This window comes from Streptomyces ortus, from assembly GCF_026341275.1.
Classification (GTDB): domain Bacteria; phylum Actinomycetota; class Actinomycetes; order Streptomycetales; family Streptomycetaceae; genus Streptomyces; species Streptomyces ortus.
This window is the reverse complement of the sequence record NZ_JAIFZO010000002.1, coordinates 8,577,586-8,598,725: the sequence shown is the minus strand read 5'-3', so window position 1 is coordinate 8,598,725 and position 21,140 is coordinate 8,577,586. Positions and strand designations below refer to the sequence as shown.

The 21,140-nt window shown below is 70.4% G+C and carries 17 protein-coding genes and 1 pseudogene; 4 read left to right on the top strand and 14 right to left on the bottom strand.

Annotation, left to right across the window (positions count from 1 at the left end; translation table 11 throughout):
- The first annotated feature begins 33 nt into the window (after window positions 1-33).
- Window positions 34-624: a transposase gene (locus K3769_RS40585; RefSeq protein ID WP_267031215.1), complete on the top strand. Its 591-nt coding sequence runs from the start codon at window positions 34-36 to the stop codon at window positions 622-624.
- 371 nt (window positions 625-995) lie between these two features.
- The gene (locus K3769_RS40580; protein WP_267031214.1) at window positions 996-1,994 is read left to right on the top strand and encodes an ArsR/SmtB family transcription factor; all 999 of its coding nucleotides are present in this window, start codon (window positions 996-998) and stop codon (window positions 1,992-1,994) included.
- Between the two features lie 103 nt (window positions 1,995-2,097).
- Here K3769_RS40580 and K3769_RS40575 read toward each other — a convergent pair whose 3' ends face one another.
- The 14 genes and pseudogenes from K3769_RS40575 to K3769_RS40515 all read right to left on the bottom strand — a co-directional run bounded on the left by K3769_RS40575 (window position 2,098) and on the right by K3769_RS40515 (window position 16,987).
- Window positions 2,098-2,715, bottom strand: coding sequence for a P-loop NTPase family protein (locus K3769_RS40575; RefSeq protein WP_308216462.1), 618 nt, complete (start codon window positions 2,713-2,715; stop codon window positions 2,098-2,100).
- Window positions 2,685-3,722, bottom strand: coding sequence for a 3-oxoacyl-ACP synthase III family protein (locus K3769_RS40570; RefSeq protein WP_267031213.1), 1,038 nt, complete (start codon window positions 3,720-3,722; stop codon window positions 2,685-2,687). The genes K3769_RS40575 and K3769_RS40570 overlap by 31 nt, the downstream gene beginning before the upstream one ends.
- A gap of 112 nt (window positions 3,723-3,834) precedes the next feature.
- Window positions 3,835-5,010 (bottom strand): hydroxymethylglutaryl-CoA synthase, encoded by a 1,176-nt coding sequence (locus K3769_RS40565; RefSeq protein ID WP_267031212.1) that lies wholly within the window; start codon window positions 5,008-5,010, stop codon window positions 3,835-3,837.
- Window positions 5,000-6,076 (bottom strand): hydroxymethylglutaryl-coenzyme A reductase family protein, encoded by a 1,077-nt coding sequence (locus K3769_RS40560; protein ID WP_267031211.1) that lies wholly within the window; start codon window positions 6,074-6,076, stop codon window positions 5,000-5,002. Before K3769_RS40560 ends, K3769_RS40565 begins: the two co-directional genes overlap by 11 nt.
- A complete protein-coding gene (gene fni / locus K3769_RS40555) occupies window positions 6,073-7,149 on the bottom strand; it encodes a type 2 isopentenyl-diphosphate Delta-isomerase (protein ID WP_267031210.1) in 1,077 nt (358 codons plus the stop codon). Before fni ends, K3769_RS40560 begins: the two co-directional genes overlap by 4 nt.
- Window positions 7,149-8,312 (bottom strand): phosphomevalonate kinase, encoded by a 1,164-nt coding sequence (locus K3769_RS40550; protein WP_267031209.1) that lies wholly within the window; start codon window positions 8,310-8,312, stop codon window positions 7,149-7,151. Before K3769_RS40550 ends, fni begins: the two co-directional genes overlap by 1 nt.
- The gene (locus K3769_RS40545) at window positions 8,309-8,728 is read right to left on the bottom strand and encodes a hypothetical protein (protein WP_267031208.1); all 420 of its coding nucleotides are present in this window, start codon (window positions 8,726-8,728) and stop codon (window positions 8,309-8,311) included. Before K3769_RS40545 ends, K3769_RS40550 begins: the two co-directional genes overlap by 4 nt.
- Before the next feature lie 283 nt (window positions 8,729-9,011).
- Window positions 9,012-9,311 (bottom strand): annotated as a pseudogene (locus K3769_RS41270) (diphosphomevalonate decarboxylase); the annotation flags it as partial.
- Complete coding sequence (gene mvk / locus K3769_RS40540; protein ID WP_267031207.1) at window positions 9,298-10,305, bottom strand: mevalonate kinase; 1,008 nt, start codon at window positions 10,303-10,305, stop codon at window positions 9,298-9,300. The pseudogene K3769_RS41270 and the gene mvk, both read right to left, overlap by 14 nt.
- A 410-nt stretch (window positions 10,306-10,715) precedes the next feature.
- Window positions 10,716-12,086: a protoporphyrinogen/coproporphyrinogen oxidase gene (locus K3769_RS40535; RefSeq protein ID WP_267031206.1), complete on the bottom strand. Its 1,371-nt coding sequence runs from the start codon at window positions 12,084-12,086 to the stop codon at window positions 10,716-10,718.
- Window positions 12,083-13,540 carry a protoporphyrinogen/coproporphyrinogen oxidase gene (locus tag K3769_RS40530; RefSeq protein WP_267031205.1) on the bottom strand — a complete coding sequence of 486 codons (1,458 nt, stop codon included), beginning with the start codon at window positions 13,538-13,540 and terminating at the stop codon, window positions 12,083-12,085. Before K3769_RS40530 ends, K3769_RS40535 begins: the two co-directional genes overlap by 4 nt.
- The gene (locus K3769_RS40525; RefSeq protein WP_267031204.1) at window positions 13,537-14,562 is read right to left on the bottom strand and encodes a terpene synthase family protein; all 1,026 of its coding nucleotides are present in this window, start codon (window positions 14,560-14,562) and stop codon (window positions 13,537-13,539) included. The genes K3769_RS40530 and K3769_RS40525 overlap by 4 nt, the downstream gene beginning before the upstream one ends.
- A 251-nt stretch (window positions 14,563-14,813) precedes the next feature.
- Window positions 14,814-15,890 (bottom strand): polyprenyl synthetase family protein, encoded by a 1,077-nt coding sequence (locus tag K3769_RS40520; RefSeq protein ID WP_267031203.1) that lies wholly within the window; start codon window positions 15,888-15,890, stop codon window positions 14,814-14,816.
- A complete protein-coding gene (locus K3769_RS40515) occupies window positions 15,887-16,987 on the bottom strand; it encodes a polyprenyl synthetase family protein (protein ID WP_267031202.1) in 1,101 nt (366 codons plus the stop codon). Before K3769_RS40515 ends, K3769_RS40520 begins: the two co-directional genes overlap by 4 nt.
- Before the next feature lie 606 nt (window positions 16,988-17,593).
- Here K3769_RS40515 and K3769_RS40510 point away from each other — a divergent pair.
- Both K3769_RS40510 and K3769_RS40505 read left to right on the top strand, forming a co-directional pair.
- A complete protein-coding gene (locus K3769_RS40510) occupies window positions 17,594-18,949 on the top strand; it encodes a tetratricopeptide repeat protein (protein ID WP_267031201.1) in 1,356 nt (451 codons plus the stop codon).
- Window positions 18,950-19,200: 251 nt separating this feature from the next.
- Window positions 19,201-20,604 carry a cytochrome P450 gene (locus tag K3769_RS40505; protein ID WP_267031200.1) on the top strand — a complete coding sequence of 468 codons (1,404 nt, stop codon included), beginning with the start codon at window positions 19,201-19,203 and terminating at the stop codon, window positions 20,602-20,604.
- The last annotated feature ends 536 nt before the right edge of the window (window positions 20,605-21,140 follow it).

Genomic DNA, 21,140 nt, shown 5'->3' with positions numbered 1-21,140 from the left:
AAGCGCTATGCCCGCCACAGCGAGCCGGACCGCATGATCCGCGCCCCCGTCTACCGGTCCTGCCTGGTCGACCCCTCCCGCGACCACCTGCGCAGACGCCGCATCGAGGACCCGGCCGTCCCCGTTACCCACCTGCTGGCGGAGGTCCGGGAACAGGGCTACACCGGCAGCGCCAACCTCCTCGTCCGCTACATCAACCAAGGACGCGTCGAGGCCGACTACGCAGCCCTGTCACCCCGCAAGGCCACAGGCCTGCTCACCTGCCGCCCCAACCACCTCGACGAGCACGGACGCGTCCTCCGCGACCGGCTCACTGGCGCCTGCCCCGAGATGAGCGTGCTGGCCGACCAGATCCGTACCTTCGCCGAGCTGCTGGTTCCGCACGAGGACAACGCCGGAAAGCTGACGGCCTGGATCAACCGGACCCGCGGCGCTGATCTGCCCTTTCTGTATTCCTTCGCGAACGGCCTGGAGCGCGACCGTGCCGCCGTCGAGGCCGCCCTTACCCTGCCCTGGCACAACGGCCGCACCGAAGGCGCCAACACGAAGATCAAGTTACTCAAGCGCCTGATGTACGGCCGCGCCGGCCACCGCCTCCTGCGCCAGATCGTCCTGCTCAACTGAAGCCCGGTCCGGACGATCAACGCTTACGAAAATCTTGGAAGAGCCGAACGATTTACAGTCCCCGTTCTCGCCGAGCCCGAACTCGGATTGTTCACCATGCCCCGACCAGCAAAGCAAACTCGTGTGAAGTCCCACAGGGCACCTGCTGGGAGTTGCCGTTGATGCAAGTCCGGCCCTGCCATCCCCCTCGGCCAGACATCGAACATGTACTTGACCTGCGATTATAAAAGTCTCTGTATCGCGTGGGCCTATATTCTTATTGTCGGCGCATCGTCAGATGAGCCTTCTCCGTGCAACGCTGGGCAACCGCCGCACCGCCCGGAACGACCGCCGGTAGGGCTGGCAATGTCAACGGGAAGCGGGGGCGAAGCATGCTGCGTATTCACTTCACGGACGCGGACTTAGCCCGGGTCTACCTGGCGTGTGAGCCGGACCCGGCCTGGGAGACTCTGCTGAGCCTGCATCACTTGACCACTCCGAGGCGAGGCCTGCCCGTCTTCGCCCGCTGGCGGCGCACCGCACGGACCGAACTGGCTGCAAAGGGACTGGCCGGACCGATCAGGATGCTCTCCGCCCTTGCACCCGCTTCAGGTTACTGGCCTGATTTCCTGACACCAGGTGCCTCGGTCAGCGGTCTGGAAGCTGCCATGGAGGAATTGCTTGCCACCCCTCGGCCACGCCTGCACCAGGAACTGGACCGGCTGGCGGGCGCCCAGACATTGCCACATTGGGCGTATGGTCTCGCCGCAGGTGACCGGACGGTGATGCATGAAGTCACGACAGCGTTCCGGCTGGTGCATCGCGCGATCGTGGCGCCGGAGTGGCCTCAGATGCTGAGAACCACCGAGGCCGACCGGGCCCTGCGGGCTCGTATCCTGCGCAATCACGGGGTCCACGGGTTGTTGGACTCTTTACGTCCGCTGATGGTTTGGCGGCCTCCTGTGCTGCATGTGCGGTACCCGGAGGATCGGGATCTGCATCTCGGCGGACGTGGTGTGCGGCTGATCCCTTCGCACTTTTGCTGGAACACTCCCATTGCGCTGGCCGATCCCACCCTGCCGCAAGTTCTCGCCTACCCCGTTGCCCATCCCACAACCTGGGCGCCGGAGGTCACCCGCAACCGGCGCACCGAAGCATTGGCCGCCCTGATCGGCCGGACCCGCGCTCGGGTGCTGGCCTCTTTAGATGCCACCGCGACCACCGGGGAGATCGCCCGGCGCCTGGGCATTTCGGCCTCCTCGGCAAGCGAACACGTAGCTGCCCTACGGGAGGTGGACCTGGCACACAGCCAGCGTGTCGGTGCTCATGTCATCCATACCCTGACACCGCTGGGCGCCGCGCTGCTCAGCGGGGATCTGCCGTTAAATTGACACACCCAGCTCTTGCGGCGTCATCCCCGAAGGCGGGGCTGGTGTGGCGGCCATCTGGCGATGATGCCGCACCCCTGTGACAGTCCGTACCGGGCAGGGACGCTCAACGGTCGAGTGCGGGAAGGCCAGCGAAGCCGGAGTCGAGCATGATGTGGTCGAGGGTCTCCTCCAAGGTGCTGTCGGCGCCGATGACGGTCTCGGCGGCGCCGGGCAGGAGATCGAGCTCCCGGTACCACTCCCGCAACTGCGGCTCGCCGACCTCGCTCGCGATCGGTTTGGTGGCGTGCCGGGCGAGGCTCTGCTCGAACGGCACGTGCAGGTAGTAGCCGTGGGTCGGGCCACGATGATCGGTGCGCAGCTTGGCGAGCATGTCGCCGTAGTGGTCGGCGTAGAGGATGCCTTCGACGACCACGTGGTAGCCGGCGTCCAGGGCGTAGCGGGCGGTCAGGTCGATCAGGCCGATGTTCGCGGCACCCGGCCGGTCCCGCTCACGCAGGACAATCCGGCCCAGGTTGTCCTGGCCGAGATGAACCAGGCGTACGCCGCAGCCGTCGGTGAGCCGTTCCCCGCTCGCACCACCGTCTACATGCAGCTTCCGCCGGGACTGCTCGTGGAGGTCGACGCCCTGGCAGTGCTGGGCGACTGACCAGGATGGCCGGCCGTCCGACGAGGGCGTGCACCAACCTGGGATCAGAGGCGATGAGTGGGTGCGGGCTCCCATTCGAGCAGGGCCAGTCCGGCTGACATGCCTCCGCCGAAGCCGGCCAGCAGAACGAGATCGCCCGAAGCCAGCCCGCTCGCCGCGTGGTCGAGGGTCACGGGCACCGACGCCGCCCCGGTGTTGCCGTACTCCCGCACCGTCACATGGGTGCGTTCCGGCGGGAAGCCCAGATCGGCCGCCAGCTTCTCGATCATGCGACTGTTGGCCTGGTGCGGCACGAAATGGACACGCGGTCCGTCCGCCCCGGACGCAGGCACACCGTGCTCGTGCAGAAAGTCGCGGATCATCGGTGCGACGTGGTCCTCGACGAAGGCGCGCACGGCCCGGCCGTCCATCATGAAGTAATGCAGACCCTCCGCGAGGGACCTGGGTGACGCCGGGATGCGGCTGCCGCCGGCCGGGACGCGGATCAGGTCACGGTGGTCGGGGAACGACGCCAGGTGGGTGGCGATCACGCCCTCTCCGCAGACGGGACCCAGGACGACGGCGCCTGCGCCGTCTCCGAAGAGGACCGCGGTGCGGCGGTCGGTCGGATCGAGGATGCGGGAGTAGATGTCCGCGCCGACGACCAGGGCGTGTCCCCCGGTACCGTTCAGCATCCGCTCTGCTGTGGTCAGTGCGAAGACGAAGCCACTGCACACGGCGTTCACGTCATAGGCGGGCGTGCCGGACGGGACGCCGAGTTCGGCGGCGACCGCGGCAGCCGTGGGAGGCTGCGGCGAGTCCGGGGTGGAGGTCGCCACGACAACGAGGGAGAGGTCGCCGGCGCCGATGCCGGCGTCGGCGAGGGCCGTGCGCGCGGCGATCGCGGCCAGGCCGGAGGTGACATCGTCGGACTTGGCCCAGCGGCGTGTGCGGATACCGGTGCGCTGCAGGATCCACTCCGGTGTCGCCCCGGCGGGCGCTCCTACCTCCTCGTTGGCGATGACGTTGCCGGGCAGGTAGGAACCGGTACCCAGTACACCGACGGCTGACGCGGCGGGGACAGCGGCTGAAGGTTTGGTCATGTCGACTCGTTTCCGATCGGTCCGGTTATGCGGAGACGGACTGTGCCGCGGCGTCGGACGTCCGGTGCCGGTCGTGGAGTACGCGCCGCCGGGGCCGGGAGGCTGCTGGAGGTCAGGCGGCCTCGTAGATGCGCTGATGGTCGCGGAGAGCCGCCAGCCGGAACGGGCCACGGGTCTGGTGCGGCAGTTCGTACCAGCTGCCGTCGGTGGGCAGATTCTGCAGGCGCAGCCCGCGGTAGGTCTCGTAGTCGATGGGCTGCCGGGCACCGACGGCCTCTCGGTGCGCGTCGGCACGCAGGTGCGACCGATAGCCGGGGCGCACCTGGGTGGCGATGAACTCGGCGACGCTGCCGGAGCCGTAGCTGAACAGGCCGAGCGTGCGGCCGTCGAGGTCGGAGCAGTTCTCCAGGACGGCTGTGAGTGCGAGGTACACGGAGGCGGTGTAGCTGTTGCCCACGGTCTCGTTGTAGCCGGTGGTGGGGGCCACGGCCTGCTGCAGTACGTCGTCGTCCGCGCGCGCCCCGCACGTCTCCAGCAGCGCCCGATGCGCTTTGAAGGCCAGCCGGGTGTAGGGCTGGTGGTAGCAGAAGGCGCGGAAGTCCTCCAGGGGCAGGCCGCCGCGGGCGCGGTAGTCCCGCCAGGAGCCCTCGACCGCGTTGAGGTACGCGGTGACCGACTCCTTCCCGTTGACCAGTGCGGTGGCGCGGTAGTTGGGGCGCCAGAAGTCCATCACGTCCGCAGTGAACAGGCCCGAGGGACCGGTGAGTTCCAGCAGGGCGGGGTCGGCCGAGACCAGCATGGCGGCGGCGGCCGCACCCTGGGTGGCTTCGCCGGGGCTGTCGAGGTCGTAGCGGGATATGTCACTGGCGATGACGAGGACCTGCTGGTCAGGGTCCCGGTGGACCAGGCCGCCGGCGAACTGCAGCGCGGCGGTGGCGCCGTAACAGGCCTGCTTGACCTCGACGACGCGGACGTGCGGCGGCAGTCCCAACAGGGAGTGGACGTACACCCCCGCCGCCTTGGACTGGTCGATGGAGCTCTCGGTGGCGAGGACGACTGTGCGGATACGGTCGGGGCCGTGCCGCTGCACCAAGGGCAGGGCGGCGGCCGCGGCCATGGTGACGATGTCCTCGTCGGCGGTAGGGACGCTCATCGCGTGCTGGCCGAGTCCCTTGTGGTACTTGGCGACGTCGGTACCGTTGGAGCGGGCCAGTTCGCAGTGGTTGAGGACGAGACTGGTGGTGCGGAAGGACAGGTCGTGGATGCCGATGGCGGTCTCAGCGGACATGGGCGTCTCCCGTGGCGCGTTCGAATCGGTTGTGGGCCTTCATCAGCTCGCCGGGGTTGGTCTGTGCGGCCAGGAGGGACAGTTCGCCGCACAGGACGGTGGCGGCGGCCAGGACGGCGAGCCGTCGGGCGTTCTCGCCGGCGGCCCGCTCCTCGCGGCAGCCGAGCCGGGTGAGGTGGGCGTCGACGAAGCCGAGGCCCTTGCCGTTGCCGACCGTGCCGAGGACCAGGTTGGGCAGGGTGCAGGAGAAGTACAGGTCGCCGTCGCGGTCCTGGGTATAGGTGACCCCCTGGGAGCCCTCCACGATGTTCGCCGCGTCCTGGCCGGTGGCCAGGTAGAAGGCGAGGAGCATGTTGGCGTAGTGGGCGTTGGCCGAGCGGATGCCGCCGGCCAGCAGGGTGCCGACCAGGTTCTTCTTGATGTTGAGGGCGGTGATCCGGTCGGCTGTGGTGTGCAGGTGCTTCTCCACGATGTGCCGGGGCACGAGGATCTCGGCGACGACGTTCTTTCCGCGGCCCAGGATGCCGTTGACGGCGGTGGCCTTCTTGTCAGTGCAGTAGTTCGCCGAGATGGAGCCGTAGCGGATGCCGGGGATGGTGGCCAGGAGGTGCGCGAGCAGGGCGTCGGAGGCGAGGGTGGCCATGTTGTGGCCGGAGGCGTCGCCGGTGGCGAACTCGAAGCGGACGAACAGCAGCGGTCCCGTGATCTCGTGACGAACGTCGAGAAGCCGGGCGTACCGGCTGCTCCCGCGTGTGATCTCCCGAAGTCGTGGGAGGTCGTCCTGGACGGCGCGGGCCGCTGTGTGGGCGGTGGCTGCGTCGTCGGCCTCCACCAGGACCGACCGTGTCATCCGCTCATCGACGAGGGTGGTGCGGATGCCCCGCTCGACCAAGCGGGAGAGTTTCGCGCCGCGGCCGACGGAGGGCCACAGCGGGGACTCGTAGGTGGCCAGGGGCACCTCCGTTTCGGTGGAGGTGACGTTGCCGGTGACGCGTACGGGGCCCACCCAGCGCAGGGGGACGCCCGCCGTCGTGAGGTCGGTCGACGGCTCTGCTGTGACGGTCATACCGTGACTCCTTTCTCCGCGGTCGTGACGAGGTCGCGGTCGAGGCTGAAGGCACGCAGCGAACCGGTCAGCAGGACGTCGCAGTCGGCGAGTGCGTCCGGGCTGTGCGCGCCGAGCAGGGTCATGAGCGAGGTGAGGTGGTCCAGCCAGGTCGTGATGTGCCGCACGAGGGCGTCCACACCGCCGTCGAGGAGCGTGGTGAGGAAGGGGCCGGAAGCGCCGACGGCCCGTGCGCCCAGGGCGAGGGCGCGGGTGATGTCCAGGGGGTTGCGCACGCCACCGGAGGCGAGCAGAGGCAGACCGCAGTCACGGGCGTCGAGGAGCGCGGCCGGGGTGCTCAGGCCCCAGCCTTCGAGGTAGGCGTAGTCGGGCCGGTTCCGGCGGCCGTTCTCGATGCGGGCGAAGTCGGTTCCGCCGCTACCGGCCACGTCTGCGGCTCTCACTCCGAGCGAGGCCAGTTCGCGTACGGTCCGTCCGCTCAGTCCGAAGCCGACCTCCTTGACCACGACGGGGACATCGACGGCGGCGGCGATGCGTTCGATGCCGGTGGCCCAGTGTGCGAAGGACCGGTCGCCCTCGGGCATGACGGTCTCCTGCACAGTGTTGATGTGGATCTGCAGGGCGTTCGCGTCCAGCAGGCCGACAGCCCGGCGGGCCTGCTCGGGGGTGGCTTCGGCGTTGAGGTTGGCCAGGACGAAACCGTCGGGGTGCTCGCGGCGCACCGGGGTGAACGTGGAAGCCGTGCCGGGGTCCTTGAGGTATGGGCTCATGGAGCCGGTGGCGATGGGCAGTCCGGTTTCACGGGCGGCGACAGCCAGGTCTCGGTTGATCTCGCCGGTGCGCGGGCTGCCGCCGGTCATGGCGTTGATGTACAGCGGGACCGGCCACTCGACCCCGGCGAAGCGGGTCGCCAACGAGATCTTCTCCCGGTCGGTACCGGCGAGCGCGTGGTGCACGAAGCGCACCTCGTCGAACTGGTTCGGTGTCGGTGGCCCGCCCGGGGGCGGCTCTGTTCCGGTGGTGTGCTGGGCGTGGGCGAGCCGTACGTGGTCGTCCTTCCGGTCTCCGGTCATCAGGTGTGTCCTTGCAGAGAAGGGGAGGGACCGGGGACGATCCGGTCCTCGGCAGCGGGGTCGGCGGCGAGGCCGGTGGTCACTTCGAGTGGCAGGGGGGTGATGCCGGCCGCCGTCCAGCGCAGGCGCAGCAGTGCGGCGGAGTGGTGGGCCGGCAGCAGGGCGATGCCGCAGTCGCCGCCTCCCGCGCCGGAGGGTTTGGCGGTGGCGCCGCAGGACTCGGCCACCTCGCACAGACGGTGCAGGGGTGCGGTGACGATGCCGAGGGAGGTCTCCGCGTCGAGCCGGGTCAGCAGGCCGCGGGCGGTGCGCACGGCGTCCAGGAGCACTTCCGGCTCGTCATGCCGCAGCGCCCTTTCGGCAGTTGACACACACGCTTCGCTGTCCTCGATGAAGCGGGTCCGCAGGGCGCCCTGCCACTCCGGCCGGGTGGCGAGGTCCGCGACGAGGGCGGTGGTGGACGCCGGGCTGCCGCTCCAGCCCACGTGCAGGGCGAGCCCGGTGGGAGGCGGCAGCGGCCCGACAGCGCAGTCCGTCCAGGGGCACCGCAGGGTGTGTGCGACGCCGTCTCGATGCAGGCCGGCCAGCAGGCTCTCTCGATCGGGCGACCGGTAGGACACCCATCCCCCCCAGGTCGCGGCCGCGAGGTCGGCGCCCGAGGGGCCTGTGTCGACCCGGACGGAGGCCAGGAGCGCGAGCCGGAAGCCGTCCTCGGGGGACAGCCGCATGCCGTAGTGGTCCGCCAGGGCCCGGGTGGCCGCGACGGTGACCGCCGCACTGGATCCCAGGCCGGTCTTGACGCCCGCGCGGTGCAGGTCGCTGCGCACCGAGAGCCGTACCGGCGCGAGGGGGAGCCGCCGCTCGGTCCGCAGACGGTCGATCGTCTCCACCACCGACACGACGTGGGCCAGCACACCGCCTGCAAGCGACGGGTCCTCCCCCGGTAGCGCTTCGAGACCCTGTCCGGCGCGGCGCAGCCGCACCTCGTGGCCCAGCAGGTCGGAGTCGATCACGATGTCCGCGCCCTCGGCGGCCGTGGCGGTGGCGGTGACGTATCGGTCGACCGCCACGACGATTGCGGGCCGCCCCGGTTCGAGGACGGCGTACTCCCCCGCGATCATGAGCTTTCCGGGTGCGCGACGGGTGGTCCGGGCCGCTGTCACGCCGTCACCCGCTGGAGTCTGGCGCCGGGACCGCTGTGTGCCACGATCACCCGGGCGTCGGTGGTTTCGCGCATCCGGGCGGCGATCCGCCGGGCGTCGGCGGAGGCGCACAGCACTTTGACGTTGGGGCCGGCGTCCATCGTCGCCCAGGCGCCGACGCCCTCCTCGCGCAGTCGGCGGATGTGGCCGAGCACCGCGTCGGTGGCGGCGGTGCGGTAGCGGACAGCGGGGCGCGCAGCCTCCATGGTGGCGTGCATGCCGAGGGCATTGCGTTCGGTGATCGCGCCGACGGCCGCCATGTCGCCCTCGTGCAGCGCCGTGTGCATGCGGGCGAGGTCGGCGCGGCTGTCCGTCACCCAGTCCCGGTAGAGCGGTGAGGTGGCGACCGTGCGCCGCATGGCCTCCCTGCTCGACACGGATTTGGGGCCCTCCTCCAGGACGACGGCGACCAGCGCGGCGTCCAGGTGGGCATCCGTGACCGGTTCCGCGTAGGAGGCATGGTCGGGGTCGGCGGCGTCGGGAGGGCCGGCATGCCATACGACGAAGCCGCCGAAGACGGATCGCGCGGCCGATCCGGATCCCCGGCGGGCCAGCCGGGACAGCTGCTCGGCGTCGCCCGGCAGACCGTAGGCCTGGGCCGGCGGCCAGGGCCAGCGCGGCGAATCCGCTGGCGGAGGAGGCGAGTCCGGCTCCTACCGGCACGGTGTTGCGGGTGTCGACCACCGCCCGTTCGGGGCGTCCGGCGCGCTCGCGCACGAGCTCCAGGAAGGTGGTGGCGCGGCGTAGTACCTCGCCCCGGGCGAGGACGCCGTCCATGACGACGTGGTCCGCCGCTGCGTCCGGGTCGAGCCGGACCGCCGTCGTCGTGGGGAATACGTCGAGCGTCATCGACAGGCTGTCGGTGACGGGCAGGACCAGGTGCTCGTCGCGTTTGCCCCAGTATTTGATCAGGGCGATGTTGGGATGCGCGACTGCCACCGCTGTCTCATGGGCCGTCATGTCCGGCTCCCTTCGCGACGGCGGTCGTCCAGGTGCGGGCGCCCGTACGGTCGGTGAGCGCGGTGGAGACCGACTCCGCGTGTGCGACGGTGGTGGTCAGGGCCACGACGCAGCCCCCGAGCCCGCCGCCGCTCATCTTGGCTCCGAGCGCGCCCGCGTCGAGGGCGATACGGGCCAGCGCGTCGGTGCGGTCGGTGGTCAGGCCGAGGCCGGCGAGCAGCTGGTGGCAGTCGGTGAGGCGTCGGCCCACAGCGGGGAGGTGACCGGCTGCCAGGTCGTCGAGCGCGGCGCGGGTGAATCCGGTCGAGCGGTGGACGAACCGCGTGCGGTGGTCCGGGTTGCGCGCGAAGGCGTCCCGCAGCATCCCGACGGCCTTCTTGGTGCTGCCGCTGTTGCCGCTGTCGGCCACGACGACGTGGAAGTCGGCGCCCACCGCCGGGGTACGGGGCTGCCCGTCGGTGAGGAGCACAGGCCGCTCGCGTCCCGTGGTCAGCGCGTCGATGCCGCTGGCCGAGCCGTGCGCCGACTGCTCGGAAACCTGTACGAGGTCGAAGATCTCCTGCTCGTCGAGGCAGGTTCCGAACAGGGCGTCGAGCGCGCGGACCAGAGCGCGGGCGTTGGCCGCGCTGGATCCCAGGCCGCGGCACGGCGGGACGTGGCTGTCGAGCCGTATCTCCAGTGCAGGTGACGTGTCGAGGCCGGTCCGTTCGGTGAAGGCGCCCAGGAGCAGCAGGAGCTCCTCGGTTATCCCCCCTGCCGCCTCCCCCTGGGTGCCGTGCGGGCCGGGAGCGGGAAAGCGCGTGCGGGACACACCGGCGTCGGGTCCGGCCGTACGGCGCACGGTGGCCCGGCATTTCAGCTCCGGCAGCGGGAGTGCGAGTGCGGGGGCGCCGTAGACCACGGCGTGCTCTCCGAACAGGATGGCCTTGCCGTGCGCCTCACCCGTCGCGGCCCGCTGATCCACGGTCGTGGTGGATGTGCGGTGCGTGGACATGATCTGCGTTCCTTTCTGCCGGCAGGCTTTCCAGGGTCTGTCTGACAATTCCCGTCGTCGCCCGTAGGGCGGCTGCGCGGCGTCAGGTGCGTGCTCTCGGTGTGCCGGGCGCAGAGCCTCGTACTGGACGTACCTGGCTCTGCGCCCGGTGCGGCGAGAGTGCGTGCATGGCGTCGCGCGGCGGACGGGAATTGTCAGACAGTCCCCAAGGGCTGTCCCGTAACTCCCGGCGGGCGCACGACGACAGCTACGGCACCTCGCGGCGTTGCCGGATCACCCGAATACACCCGGTAGGAGAGCGACCCGGCGCCTTGCGATGCACCGCATCCGACGCCGCACGCTGTTCCACCGGGAGTTACGGGACAGCCCTTAGGGCCGGTTCCTGGCGCAGGGGCAGCCGACCGCGTCGTCTAACGGCGGCCGGCGGCGACCGCGCCGGTGGTGACGACCTCGCTCACCCGCTCAGCGGCGCGCTCACCCGTGACGAGGCTGGAGTTGGTCGCGCTGAAGGCGAGGTAGTCTCCGGCGAGCTGGATGCGCGAGCGGGCGTCGAGGCCGCGGTTGAAGTCACGCAGCCGCGCGTAGTCGCCGGGCTTGCGCAGGATGACCGCGTTCTTCCAACGCTGTACGTATGCCATGTCCTGGTGCGCCTCGATGTGCCGGGCCATCTCAGGCCAGGCCTGCCGGTGCACCTCGTGGGTCAGCTCGATGACCTGCTCGTCGTCGGCCTCCCAGTGGCGCATCGCCCAGGGATAGCGGTAGTAGCTGGTCAGCAGGGCGTGGCCTTGCGGGGCGCGGCCGGGGGCGAAGTTGTGGTTGAAGGTGATGACACCGAGGTCGGGGTGTTCGCGCTGCGGGAAGAGCACACAGGTGGCCGTCTCGTCCGGGACGCGGTCGACGCCGAAGTACACGTGGATGTCCGGCACGTACGGCACGTTCGCCAGGTAGTCCAGCGTCGCCGGGGCCAGCCCGGGGCACAGCCGGGCGGCCACCGGGCCGGGCAGGGCGACCACCGCCGCAGCGGCCTCCTCGGTGTGCTCGGGTTCGCCCTCGCGCCGCCAGTGCACCCGGACGCCGTCCGAGGTCTCCTCCACCTGGGTGACCTCGGCACCGGTCTCCACGTCCAGCCGGGAGGCGAGTGTCGTGGTGAGAGTGTCCACCCGGTCGCGGAAGTTGAACCAGGCGGAGTTCACCGCAGGCATCGAGAACAGGAAGTTGACCACCGACAGGTCGGGAGGCGAATTGAAGAACATGGCGCTCATCGGGTCCACGACCCAGTCGCGGAACTGGGTGTCCAGCCGGCGCTCGGCGTAGGCGGCGGCGGTCTCGGTGTCGAGGGCTGCCGCCTCTCCCATGTCGCTGTCCCAGCGCAGCCGGTTCGCGTACTTCTTGAGGTCCGACTGCAGCCGCACCATGGCAGGCAGGGAACTCCAGGGGAGCAGTCGCGAGCGCTTGAGGTCGGTGGGCCGGTCCGCCCGCAGCCGGTGGACGCGGCCCTCGCGGCGGATCCCGACGAGGTTGTTGGTACGCAGGGTGGTGTCCTCGATGCCGAGGTCGCGGACGAGGTCACGCATCTGCGTGTAGTTCTCGATCAGCAGGATCGCGGCCAGGTCCATGTGGTAGCCGCGGCGTTCCACCGTGCGCATGCGGCCGCCGGCGACGTCCTCGGCCTCCAGGACGCGGACCGGGTGCCCGGCCAGCTGGAGGCGGAAGGCCGCGGTCATGCCGGCGATGCCGGCTCCCACAACGATGATCGGTTCCTTGGTGCCCGTGGCGTTCACTGTGGTCCTTTCCGAGCGGGGACAGGTACGGGTACGTGCGGTCGGGCCGGCGCGGGCGCCGCCTCCAGCCGCTCCCAGAGCTGGCGGGACACCTGCACCGCCGAGCAGATGCTGTGGTGCGTGCTGGACTGGGTGAAGAAGTCGCCGCCGGCGAGCCGGACTCGGGAGGTGGCCGGCCATGTCGAGCTGAGCCGGGCCATCTCCCGGTAGTCGCCGGGCCGGCGGAAGACCACGCACTGCCCGGGACGCATGACATGGGTCATGGTGGTGTGGTTCTCGGTCTCGGGTGTCAGTCCCACGGTCCGCAGGGCCGACCGCGCGTGGTCGACCAGTTGTTCCTCGGGCAGGTCGCGGTGGCGGTCCGACCAGGAGCCGCGGAAGTGCGCCATGACGAGCCCTCGGCCTTCCGGGACCCGGCCGGGGGCGGTGTTGTGCGGCAGGATGACGCCCACGAGCGCGGGGTGTTCGGACCGCGGGACGTTGACCATCACGGCCGGTTCGGCGGTGGGCCGGTCCAGTCCGAAGGCCACGTGGACGCTGCCGGTGTACTCCACGCGCCGGAAGAACTCGCTGAACGGCCGCTGCATCTGGCCGTAGAGGTCCGGCGTCCGAGAGACGGGCACAGCCAGCACGCACGCGTCGGCCCGCTCGGTGTGCTCCCCTGTTCCGTCCTGCGCCTGCCAGGTGACCGCGACCCCGGTGGCGTTCTCCTCGACCTGACGGACCGTGGCGTGATGGATGACGGGCAGTTGGGCGGCGAGGAGCCGTGGCAGCGTCCCGACCCCGTCGCGGAAGGTGAACAGGCCGCCTCCGCCGAGCAGGGAGTTGAGGAGCATGAACGGCGCTACGGACGAGGTGCGTTCGACGTCCTGCAACGAGGCGAGCATGCACAGCGGATCCAGCAGGTGATCGACGGTGGCCGGCCGCAGCCCGCGGCGGACCGCGTAGCCGGCGACGGACTCGCCGTCGTGGCGGGCCGCCGCGGACATGTCGTACCAGTCCAGCGAACGCCTGATCCGCAGGTGGTCCAGCATCAGCTTGGGCAGGTCGGACGGGAACGGCGCGAACCGCAGCAGCCCGGCAGCCATGCGTGGCAGGGAGCCGACGTGCACGGGGTGCACCCGCCGATCGCGCATGAGCCCGATGCGGTCGGAGGAGGGCAGTATCCGGTCGTCGGCCCCTGCCAGTTCCGCGAGCCGCAGCATCGCGTGGTAGCGCCGGGACAGCAGAGACGCGCCGGTGTCGACGAAGAACTCGCCGCGCCGTACGGAGCTCATCCGGCCGCCCACGTACTGCGGCCCGGCGCTTTCGAGCACGGTGACCCGGCAGCCGCGCCGCTGCAGGAGGAAGGCGCTGGTGAGGCCGGCGATACCCGCTCCGACCACGACGACGTGGGGGCGTCCGTCCGGGGGTGGCCCGGCCGTGCCGTTCACCGCGGGCCGGCCGTCGCTCATGCGGGGACCTCCGGACGGGGCTCGTCCCGGTCGTAGCGGCCGTGCCGCAGATACCACTCGACGTGGTTCTGGAAGCTGAGCAGCCCGTCCGCCCATGTCTTCAGGGCCGCTTTCTCCGCGTCGGTGTAGGGGCCGCCCGTGCCGGAGGGGCCGCCGGCCCGTTCCAGCGCCTGTTTCAGCGCCCGCACCCGCTGCTCGATCCGGTCGAGGGTCTCGGCGGCGGCGTCCTTGAGCGACTTGTCCTCCAGGCGGTGCAGCAGGACCACGAGGTTGTAGGCGTCCGGGCGGTCCAGTTCCTTCGACACCGAGCACAGGTCGTTGATCCAGGACGCGATGTCGGCCGCGCAGCCGATCATCTCGGTGTATTCGGGGGTGCCGTAGAAGCGCGCCGGCAGTCGTACCGACTCGGCCTGTTCGACGAAGTCCAGCAAGGGCAGCACAGGTCCGGTGTCGCGGCGCAGGGCTATGTACGAGTCGACGCCGGGCAGGACACCGCGTGCCCGGTAGTCGGACTCCACGACGAGGGAGGTGAAGTAGTCGTCCAGATGTGCGAGGAGTTCGCAGAACTGCACCGGCGCCATCTGCTGAGCGGTCCGCTCCAGCAGGTCCGCGAGCGCGCGCTGCAGGGCGTCCTCGGCGGTGGGCGGTTGTTCGCGGCGCCTGGCGGCGTCCACCAGACGCCTGAGTGGGGCCGCGGCCCGGTCGGCGGCGGCGGCGCTGGCGCCGGCGGCTCCGTCCTCGAAGTGGTCGTCGAGATTGAAGTACCACATCGTCCATTGGGTGATGAGTACGCGGATGCCGGTGTCCGCGCGCGGATAGCCGTGGCTGACCAGCTCGCCCGCGCACAGGCGGCGCAGCGGGTGGCGGGGGTCGCCGGAATCGATCAGGCCCAGGCGCCTGGCCCACTCGGCGCCACCGGTCTCGACGGCGGCGATGTCGCCGGGGTCACGCGCGGGTGCGGCAGGGAAGGGCCAGCGAGGCAGGACGGTGTCAAGGACCGGGTCGGAGACCGGACTGTGCACGATGTCTCTCCTTTCCCGGCCGCCGGCCGGGTGGACGCCGGCCCGCGGAAAGGGCACGGCAAGGGACGGGGAGAACGGCCGACGGGACGGTTGAGCGGGCCGTCGGGACGGTTGCGGGCAAAGGGGTCGCACAGGGCGGGCCCGCCGGGCGGCGAATCGGTGGCAGGCGGTGTGCCGGATGGTGGTGCGGCGGGACTCCGTACGTGCTTCGCCGGGCCCGCTTGCCCACCGTGCTTGCCGGGGCAGCGGTGTCAGTGGTCGCGGAGGGCCAGCCAAGCGGCGAGCGTGCGCAGTGGCCGGGTGTCGCAGGCGGGCAGACGGGTGGCATCGAGGTGGTCGAGCGCCTCGGCCAGGTGTCGGCGGGCAAGGCCGCTGGTCCGGTGCCGTCCTCCCGCGCGCTCGACGAGGGAGGCGGCGTGCCGGAGGACGTCGGCGTCGTCCGTGGCGGGGTCGCGGGCGTAGAGCTCGGCCAGTTCGGCGGCCTCGGGACCGTCCGACCCCAGGGCGGCCACCACGGGCAGGCTCTTCTTGCGGGCGTGGAGGTCGGCACCGGCCGGTTTGCCCGTCGTCCTGGGGTCGCCCCATATGCCGAGCAGGTCGTCCACGTGCTGGAAGGCCAGGCCGAGAGAGCGGCCGAAGGCATCCAGTTGCGCTGCCCGCGCCTCGTCCGCCCCGCCCGCCAGGGCGCCCAGACGGCACGCGGCTCCCATGAGCGCGCCGGTCTTCCGCGCGGCCATGGTGGTGCACTCGGTGAGGGAGACCTCCGCCCGTCCCTCGAACCCGATGTCCTCGAACTGCCCGCCGATGAACTGCTGCACGGCCTCGTTCAGCGCTGCGGTGGCCAGGGCACTGGGACTGTCGTGGCGGACCAGGGAGACCGCCAGGGCGAGCATGGCGTCACCGGCCAGCAACGCGCCGGGGACGCCGAAGGCGCGCCAGGCGGCGGGCCGGTGACGGCGCATGTCGTCGCGGTCGATGATGTCGTCGTGCAACAGTGAGGAATCATGGGCGAGTTGCACAGCCGCAGCGCAGTGTGAGCCGGTGCGGGGAGGGGCCCCGAGTGCCTGTGCGGAGAGCAGGACGAGGGCAGGCCGTACGGCCTTTCCCCAGTCGGCGGTGATCGGCCGGCCTTGTTCGTCCCACCATCCCAGGTGGTAGCCGACGACGATCCGTGCCTGTGGGTGCAGCGAGTCCACTGCCTCCCGCAGCACCGGGTCGGTCACCTCCCTGGCGTGGTCGAGCCATGCCAGGGGACCGGCGTCGGCGGCGGGGACCGTGCGGACGCTCGTGCCCGCTGTCGTCGTGTCGGTGCCTTCGGCCGCGTTCACAGGACCGCTCCTTCCGCGGTGGGGGCGGTCGGGACCCGGGTGGTCCACTGCTGGTGGCGGGCCAGCACATGTCGGAACAGGGCGGTGAGGGTGCCGACGGCGGCGGCCTCTCCGCCCGCCCGGCTCAGCGTGTGCAGGGCTTGGTCGAGGTAGCGGCGGGCGGTCCGCTCGGCTTCTGCACGTCCGCCCGCTTCCATCACGAGACCGGCCAGAGCGGCCAGTTCGGCCTCCGCGGGAGCCTCGGTGGCACTCAGCCGGACGGCCAGCCGAGAGGCGGCGGGGGTGTCGGAGCGCAGGGCGGCGATGACGGGGTAGGTCCTCTTGCCGCTGCGCAGGTCGCCGTAGGCGTCCTTGCCGCTGGCGGTGGGATCTCCCCACAGACTCTCGATGTCGTCGGCGATCTGCCAGGCCACGCCCAGATCCCAGGCTGCGGAGCGGAGCATGCGGGCCGCCGGCGCGGGGGCGTGGGCCAGGGCTGCGCCGACTTCGAGGCAGCCGCCGAGGAGGCCGCTGGTCTTGGCGCACGCGGCGAGGTAGTCGTCGGTGTCCACTTCGTCCACCGGGTAGCCGTCCAGCTCCAGATCGGCGGCCTGCCCCTGGATGATGGCGTCCACTGCTGACGTGATGGCCCCGGTCGCCGGTTGCACCGGGGTTCCCCGGACTTCGGTGACGACCCGTAGGGCCTGGCTGAGCAACGCGTCGCCCGCCAGTACGGCGGGCCCCCGTCCGAAGGCCACCCAGGCGGTGGGGCGGCCCCGCCGCAGTTCGTCGGCGTCCATCAGGTCGTCGTGCAGCAAGGAGAAGTTGTGCACCAGTTCGACGGCGACCGCGCCGGGCACGGCCGACGCCGTACTCGCGCCGAATGCCCGTGCTGCGAGCACGGCCAGGGCGGCGCGCAGCATCTTGCCGGTGTGACCGTCGGTGGGCGTGCCATCGGGCAGGCACCAGCCCAGGTGATAGGCGCTGATACGGGCCAGCCGCGGATGCAATCCCTCAACCGCCGTACGCAGGGCGGGAAGCGTGGCTGCCCGGCATTCGGCCAGCGTCTCCCTGACGGTGTCCGCAGCCGGGGGGCTGAGGACCTCTGTCTGGTTCATGGACGTCGTCTCCTCCCACTGGGCAGGTCATGACGAGTGCGGCGCGTGGCCGGCGGGTTCGCCGGGCCGTTCCTTGAGGTGCCCTCGTGCGGTGGCCACCGGTACCGACGCGCTCAGGGCCGGCCTGCGTGTGGCACGGGTGCGCGACCGGGGCTTGTACCGGCGGCGCACCCGGTCCTCACGTGCACCGTGTGCCGCTTTGTTCTGTGCCGACGGCCCGGGACGCGCGCCGCGCGATCCCTCCCGGAAACAGCTTCGCGACAAGGGAAACAAATTCGCTGATCCGCCGACACCAAGAAGTCAAGCAGGGGCCGCAGGACCGTGCCAGGGGGTTCCCTACGTTCCGCTGTCCCACGGGTCGATTCCTTGTGAACTTGTGAACTCGTGACCGAACCCATTGCCTCATTCAGCTCCGACGGACCCGGCGCGAACGGAAAGTGGCTGGAAACAACCCGTTAATTGTTCGGCCGACACGGTAGACGAAAAATGGTTCCTGATCAAAAGAGAGGACCGACAAGCGGTCGCAGCACTACGGCAGATTCCGGGCACAGAGCCGCCTCCAGAGGATTTCTGTTTCTGTACCGCAATACGCTCGGAGGAGTTGGCGTGGCACGCAGCAAGCCGAATCAGCAGCTGAAACGTCTCATACGCGAGGCGGGATTGTCGGGCGAAGCTCTGGCCCGGTCCGTCAATCTCGCCGCCGCGGAGAACAGGCGGGTGCTCCAGTACAACCGCAAATCGGTTGCCGGGTGGTTGGCCGGCTCCCGGCCCCCGGCCCCGGTACCCATGCTGGTGGCCGAGATCCTGACCCGGCGGCTCGGCCGGCACATCAGCGTCCAGGAGACCGGACTGGCACATGTTCCGGACGAGCCGACCGACGCACTGCACGCGACCGGCGGCAGAGGCCGAGAGGCGCTGGCGATGCTGACCAAGGCAGACATCGCTCCCGGAACCCGGGCGGCGTTTCGCGTCTCCCCCTTCCGCCCGGGCAGCGCCCCTCCGGTCTGGACCGACACGGAGCCGCAGCCCACGAGGGGCGACTGGCGGCTCGGACCTGGTGATCTCGCGGCCCTGTCGCACACCATCACGCACTACGCGGAGACCATCGACACCTACGGCGGCGCCCACGGACGCACCGCACTGGCCACCTATCTCGCCACCGACGGTGCCGCCTTCCTCGCCGCCCGAACCGACCGGCGCACCCACTCACTGCTCCTCGGACGACTGTCCCGGCTGACCCATCTGCTGGCCCGCATGTCTGCGGACTGCCGTCAGAGCGGGGTGGCGCAGCAGTACTTCCACGTAGCCGCGCAAATCGCGATCGAGGCCGGGGACCGCACCCAGTACGCCGTCACGCTGCGGGCGATGAGCACACAGGCGAACCAACTCGGGCACCGTGACCCGGCGCTCGCCCGTTCGGCGTGGTCGACGGCACCCGAGGACGCTCCACCGCCCATCCGGGCGTACCTGATGAGTCATCTCGCCGTGGTGCACGCGACGGCCGGCGAGGAGAACCGATCGCTCTCGGCCCTTTCCGACGCCATGACACTGCACGGCGGACAGGACGACCCTTCCTCGCCGTTCAGCGGATATCCCATGGCCGCACTCCACTACCAGCGAGGCCACGTGCACCAGAGTCTCGGCGACTACGGCAGGGCCGCCCAGGCGTTCGCCGCGTCCCTGCGGCACCGGCCGCCGCGCGCGCACCGCGCCCGGGCCCTGACACTCGCCAAGCTGGGCGAGATCCACCTGCTCGAGGGACGGCTGGACCGAGCCTGCGCCGTTACCGACCGGCTGCTCGACCACTACGGGCGAATCCGCTGCCCGCGCACCACCGACCGGCTCGAGGACCTGCGCTCCAGGCTGCTGCCATACGCGGGGCGGCCGTCCGTACGGTCTACCCTCGACCGCCTGGACGGTTACACCACATACCAGAGCTTCCCGGAGCGCCTAGCCGTGTGAGCGGCGTACCACCACGCCGGTGCGACGGACGCCCCCACCCGGCGCCACGGCCGTCTGCCCCGACCGATCCGGACCCGGACCCGGACGCACAAGGGCACAAGCGTGGGCCACGAAGGACACAGGCGAGCCGGACGACCCTGTCGCGGGGCCGACAGCCGGGCATCCAATGGAAGGAGAGGTCGACGGGCCGACGCCCCCTGGGGCCGGGCCGGTCACCGCCTGCCCGCTGAGCCACGGAAAGGGATGCCGGGATGGAGACGAAACCGACCGAGGTACCCGCTGTCGATGGGCTGCCGCTCCTCGCCTCACTGCTGGACCTGCGGCGAGACCCGTTGGGCACGTACGAGCGGGCCCGAAGGGAACACGGTGACGTGGTGCGGATCGCGTCCGGGCCTCCCGGACTGCGCACGACGATCCACTTCGTCTTCTCCGCCGCCGGCGCCCAGCAGGTGCTGGCCGGCCAGTCGGCCAACTTCCGCAAGGACGACCGCTTCTCGCAAGAGATGCGGCAGACCTTCGGCAACGGTCTGCTCAGCAGCCTCGACGACGACCACATCAGGCAACGCAGGCTCCTCTCCCCTCTGTTCACGAAGAAACGGGTGGCGGACTACGCAGCGGCCGTCTGCGACGAGGTCGACGCGCTGTGTGCCGAATGGGAGGCCGACCGCGACGGGCGGCCCGACCTGAACGAGGACATGAGTCGGCTCACCGTGAGGATGATCACCCGAATCCTGTTCGGCTCGGACGCCGAACAGGCGGCGAAAGTAGTGCGGCGCTGCATGCCCGCCCTGAGCACCTACACCCTCCGTCGCGGGCTCATGCCGCTCAACCTGCCCCGCTCCTTCCCCACGCCCGCCAACCGCCGTGCGCGCGCGGCCCAGAAGGAACTGCACGCACTGTGCGACCGTCTGATCGAACAGCGTCGGCGGAGCGCCACCTCGGGCGATGAGGCGGGGACCGACCTGCTGACCCTGCTCATCAACGCGCACAGCGACGAGGACACTCCGCTGACCGACGAGGAACTGCGCGACCAGGTGCTGGTCTTCCTGCTGGCCGGGGCGGACACCACGGCGACGTCACTCACGTTCACCATGTACATGCTGGCACAGCACCAGAACATCCAGGACTCCGTCCGCGACGAGGTGCGTTCCGTTCTCGCCGGACGCCGGCCCACCCCTGCCGACCTGGACGCACTGCCCTCCGTGGAACGAGTGCTCAAGGAGGCCATGCGTCTCTATCCCGCAGCGCCGGTCCTGATCCGCCGGGCGGTGCGGTCGACGGTCGTCGACGGGTACGCGATACCCGCGGGGGCCTACGTGTACGTGTCGCCCTGGGTGACGCACCGCCATCCCTCCTACTGGCCAGACCCCGAACGGTTCGCCCCCGAGCGGTTCCGCCCCGAGGAGGAAAGCCGCAGGCCGCGCTACGCATGGTTCCCACTCGGCGGCGGCCCGCGCTCCTGCATCGGCAACCACTTCGCCATGCTCCAGATGAAACTCGCCGTGGCGACGCTGCTCCAGCGGTATCGCTTCACCGGGACAGTGCCGCACGTGCCACTGGAGGTGGGCGTCACCATCCGGGCGGCGCGAGCCGTGGACTGCACCCTGTCCCCGGTCGGCCGCGTCTCGGCGGACACACTCTCCCGGTCCCGCTGAGGCTTGTGGACTCCCGCCGACGGCAGGTGGCGGATGCGCCCGCGCGGCCACCGTCCGCCGCCCCTCCCGCATCGCCGTACAGCGTGGATATGACTGTCGGCACCCCGTCGAGAGACCGAAACGGGCATGAACCGGTCGGCCGACCCGCCCCCTACGGGCACCCTGGAACACGAGGAGAGCATCCTCCCGAATACGCGCCACCACGAAAAGACGTCATGTCCTGCGGATTTCACGGATTCCACGCTCAGACGACGGTCGCGAGGATGCCCGAGTGCGGGCACCGGAGTTCGACCGGTTCTGGTCAATCACGTATCTCCGCAGCTACTACTTGCCTCGCCCTTGGGACTGTCTTAACCTATTCATTAATCTTTCAACGTGAACCTCACGCCGAAAGCGTCACGGCGGGATGGCGAAATGTCGACCCATCGAACTACGCGACACTTCCTTTCCTTCGGGCACTCGACGGGAGCCAGAAATGGATAGCGTCTTGCCAATTGCGCAAAATTCGCACCGTCCACACAGAACGCGCAGGAAAC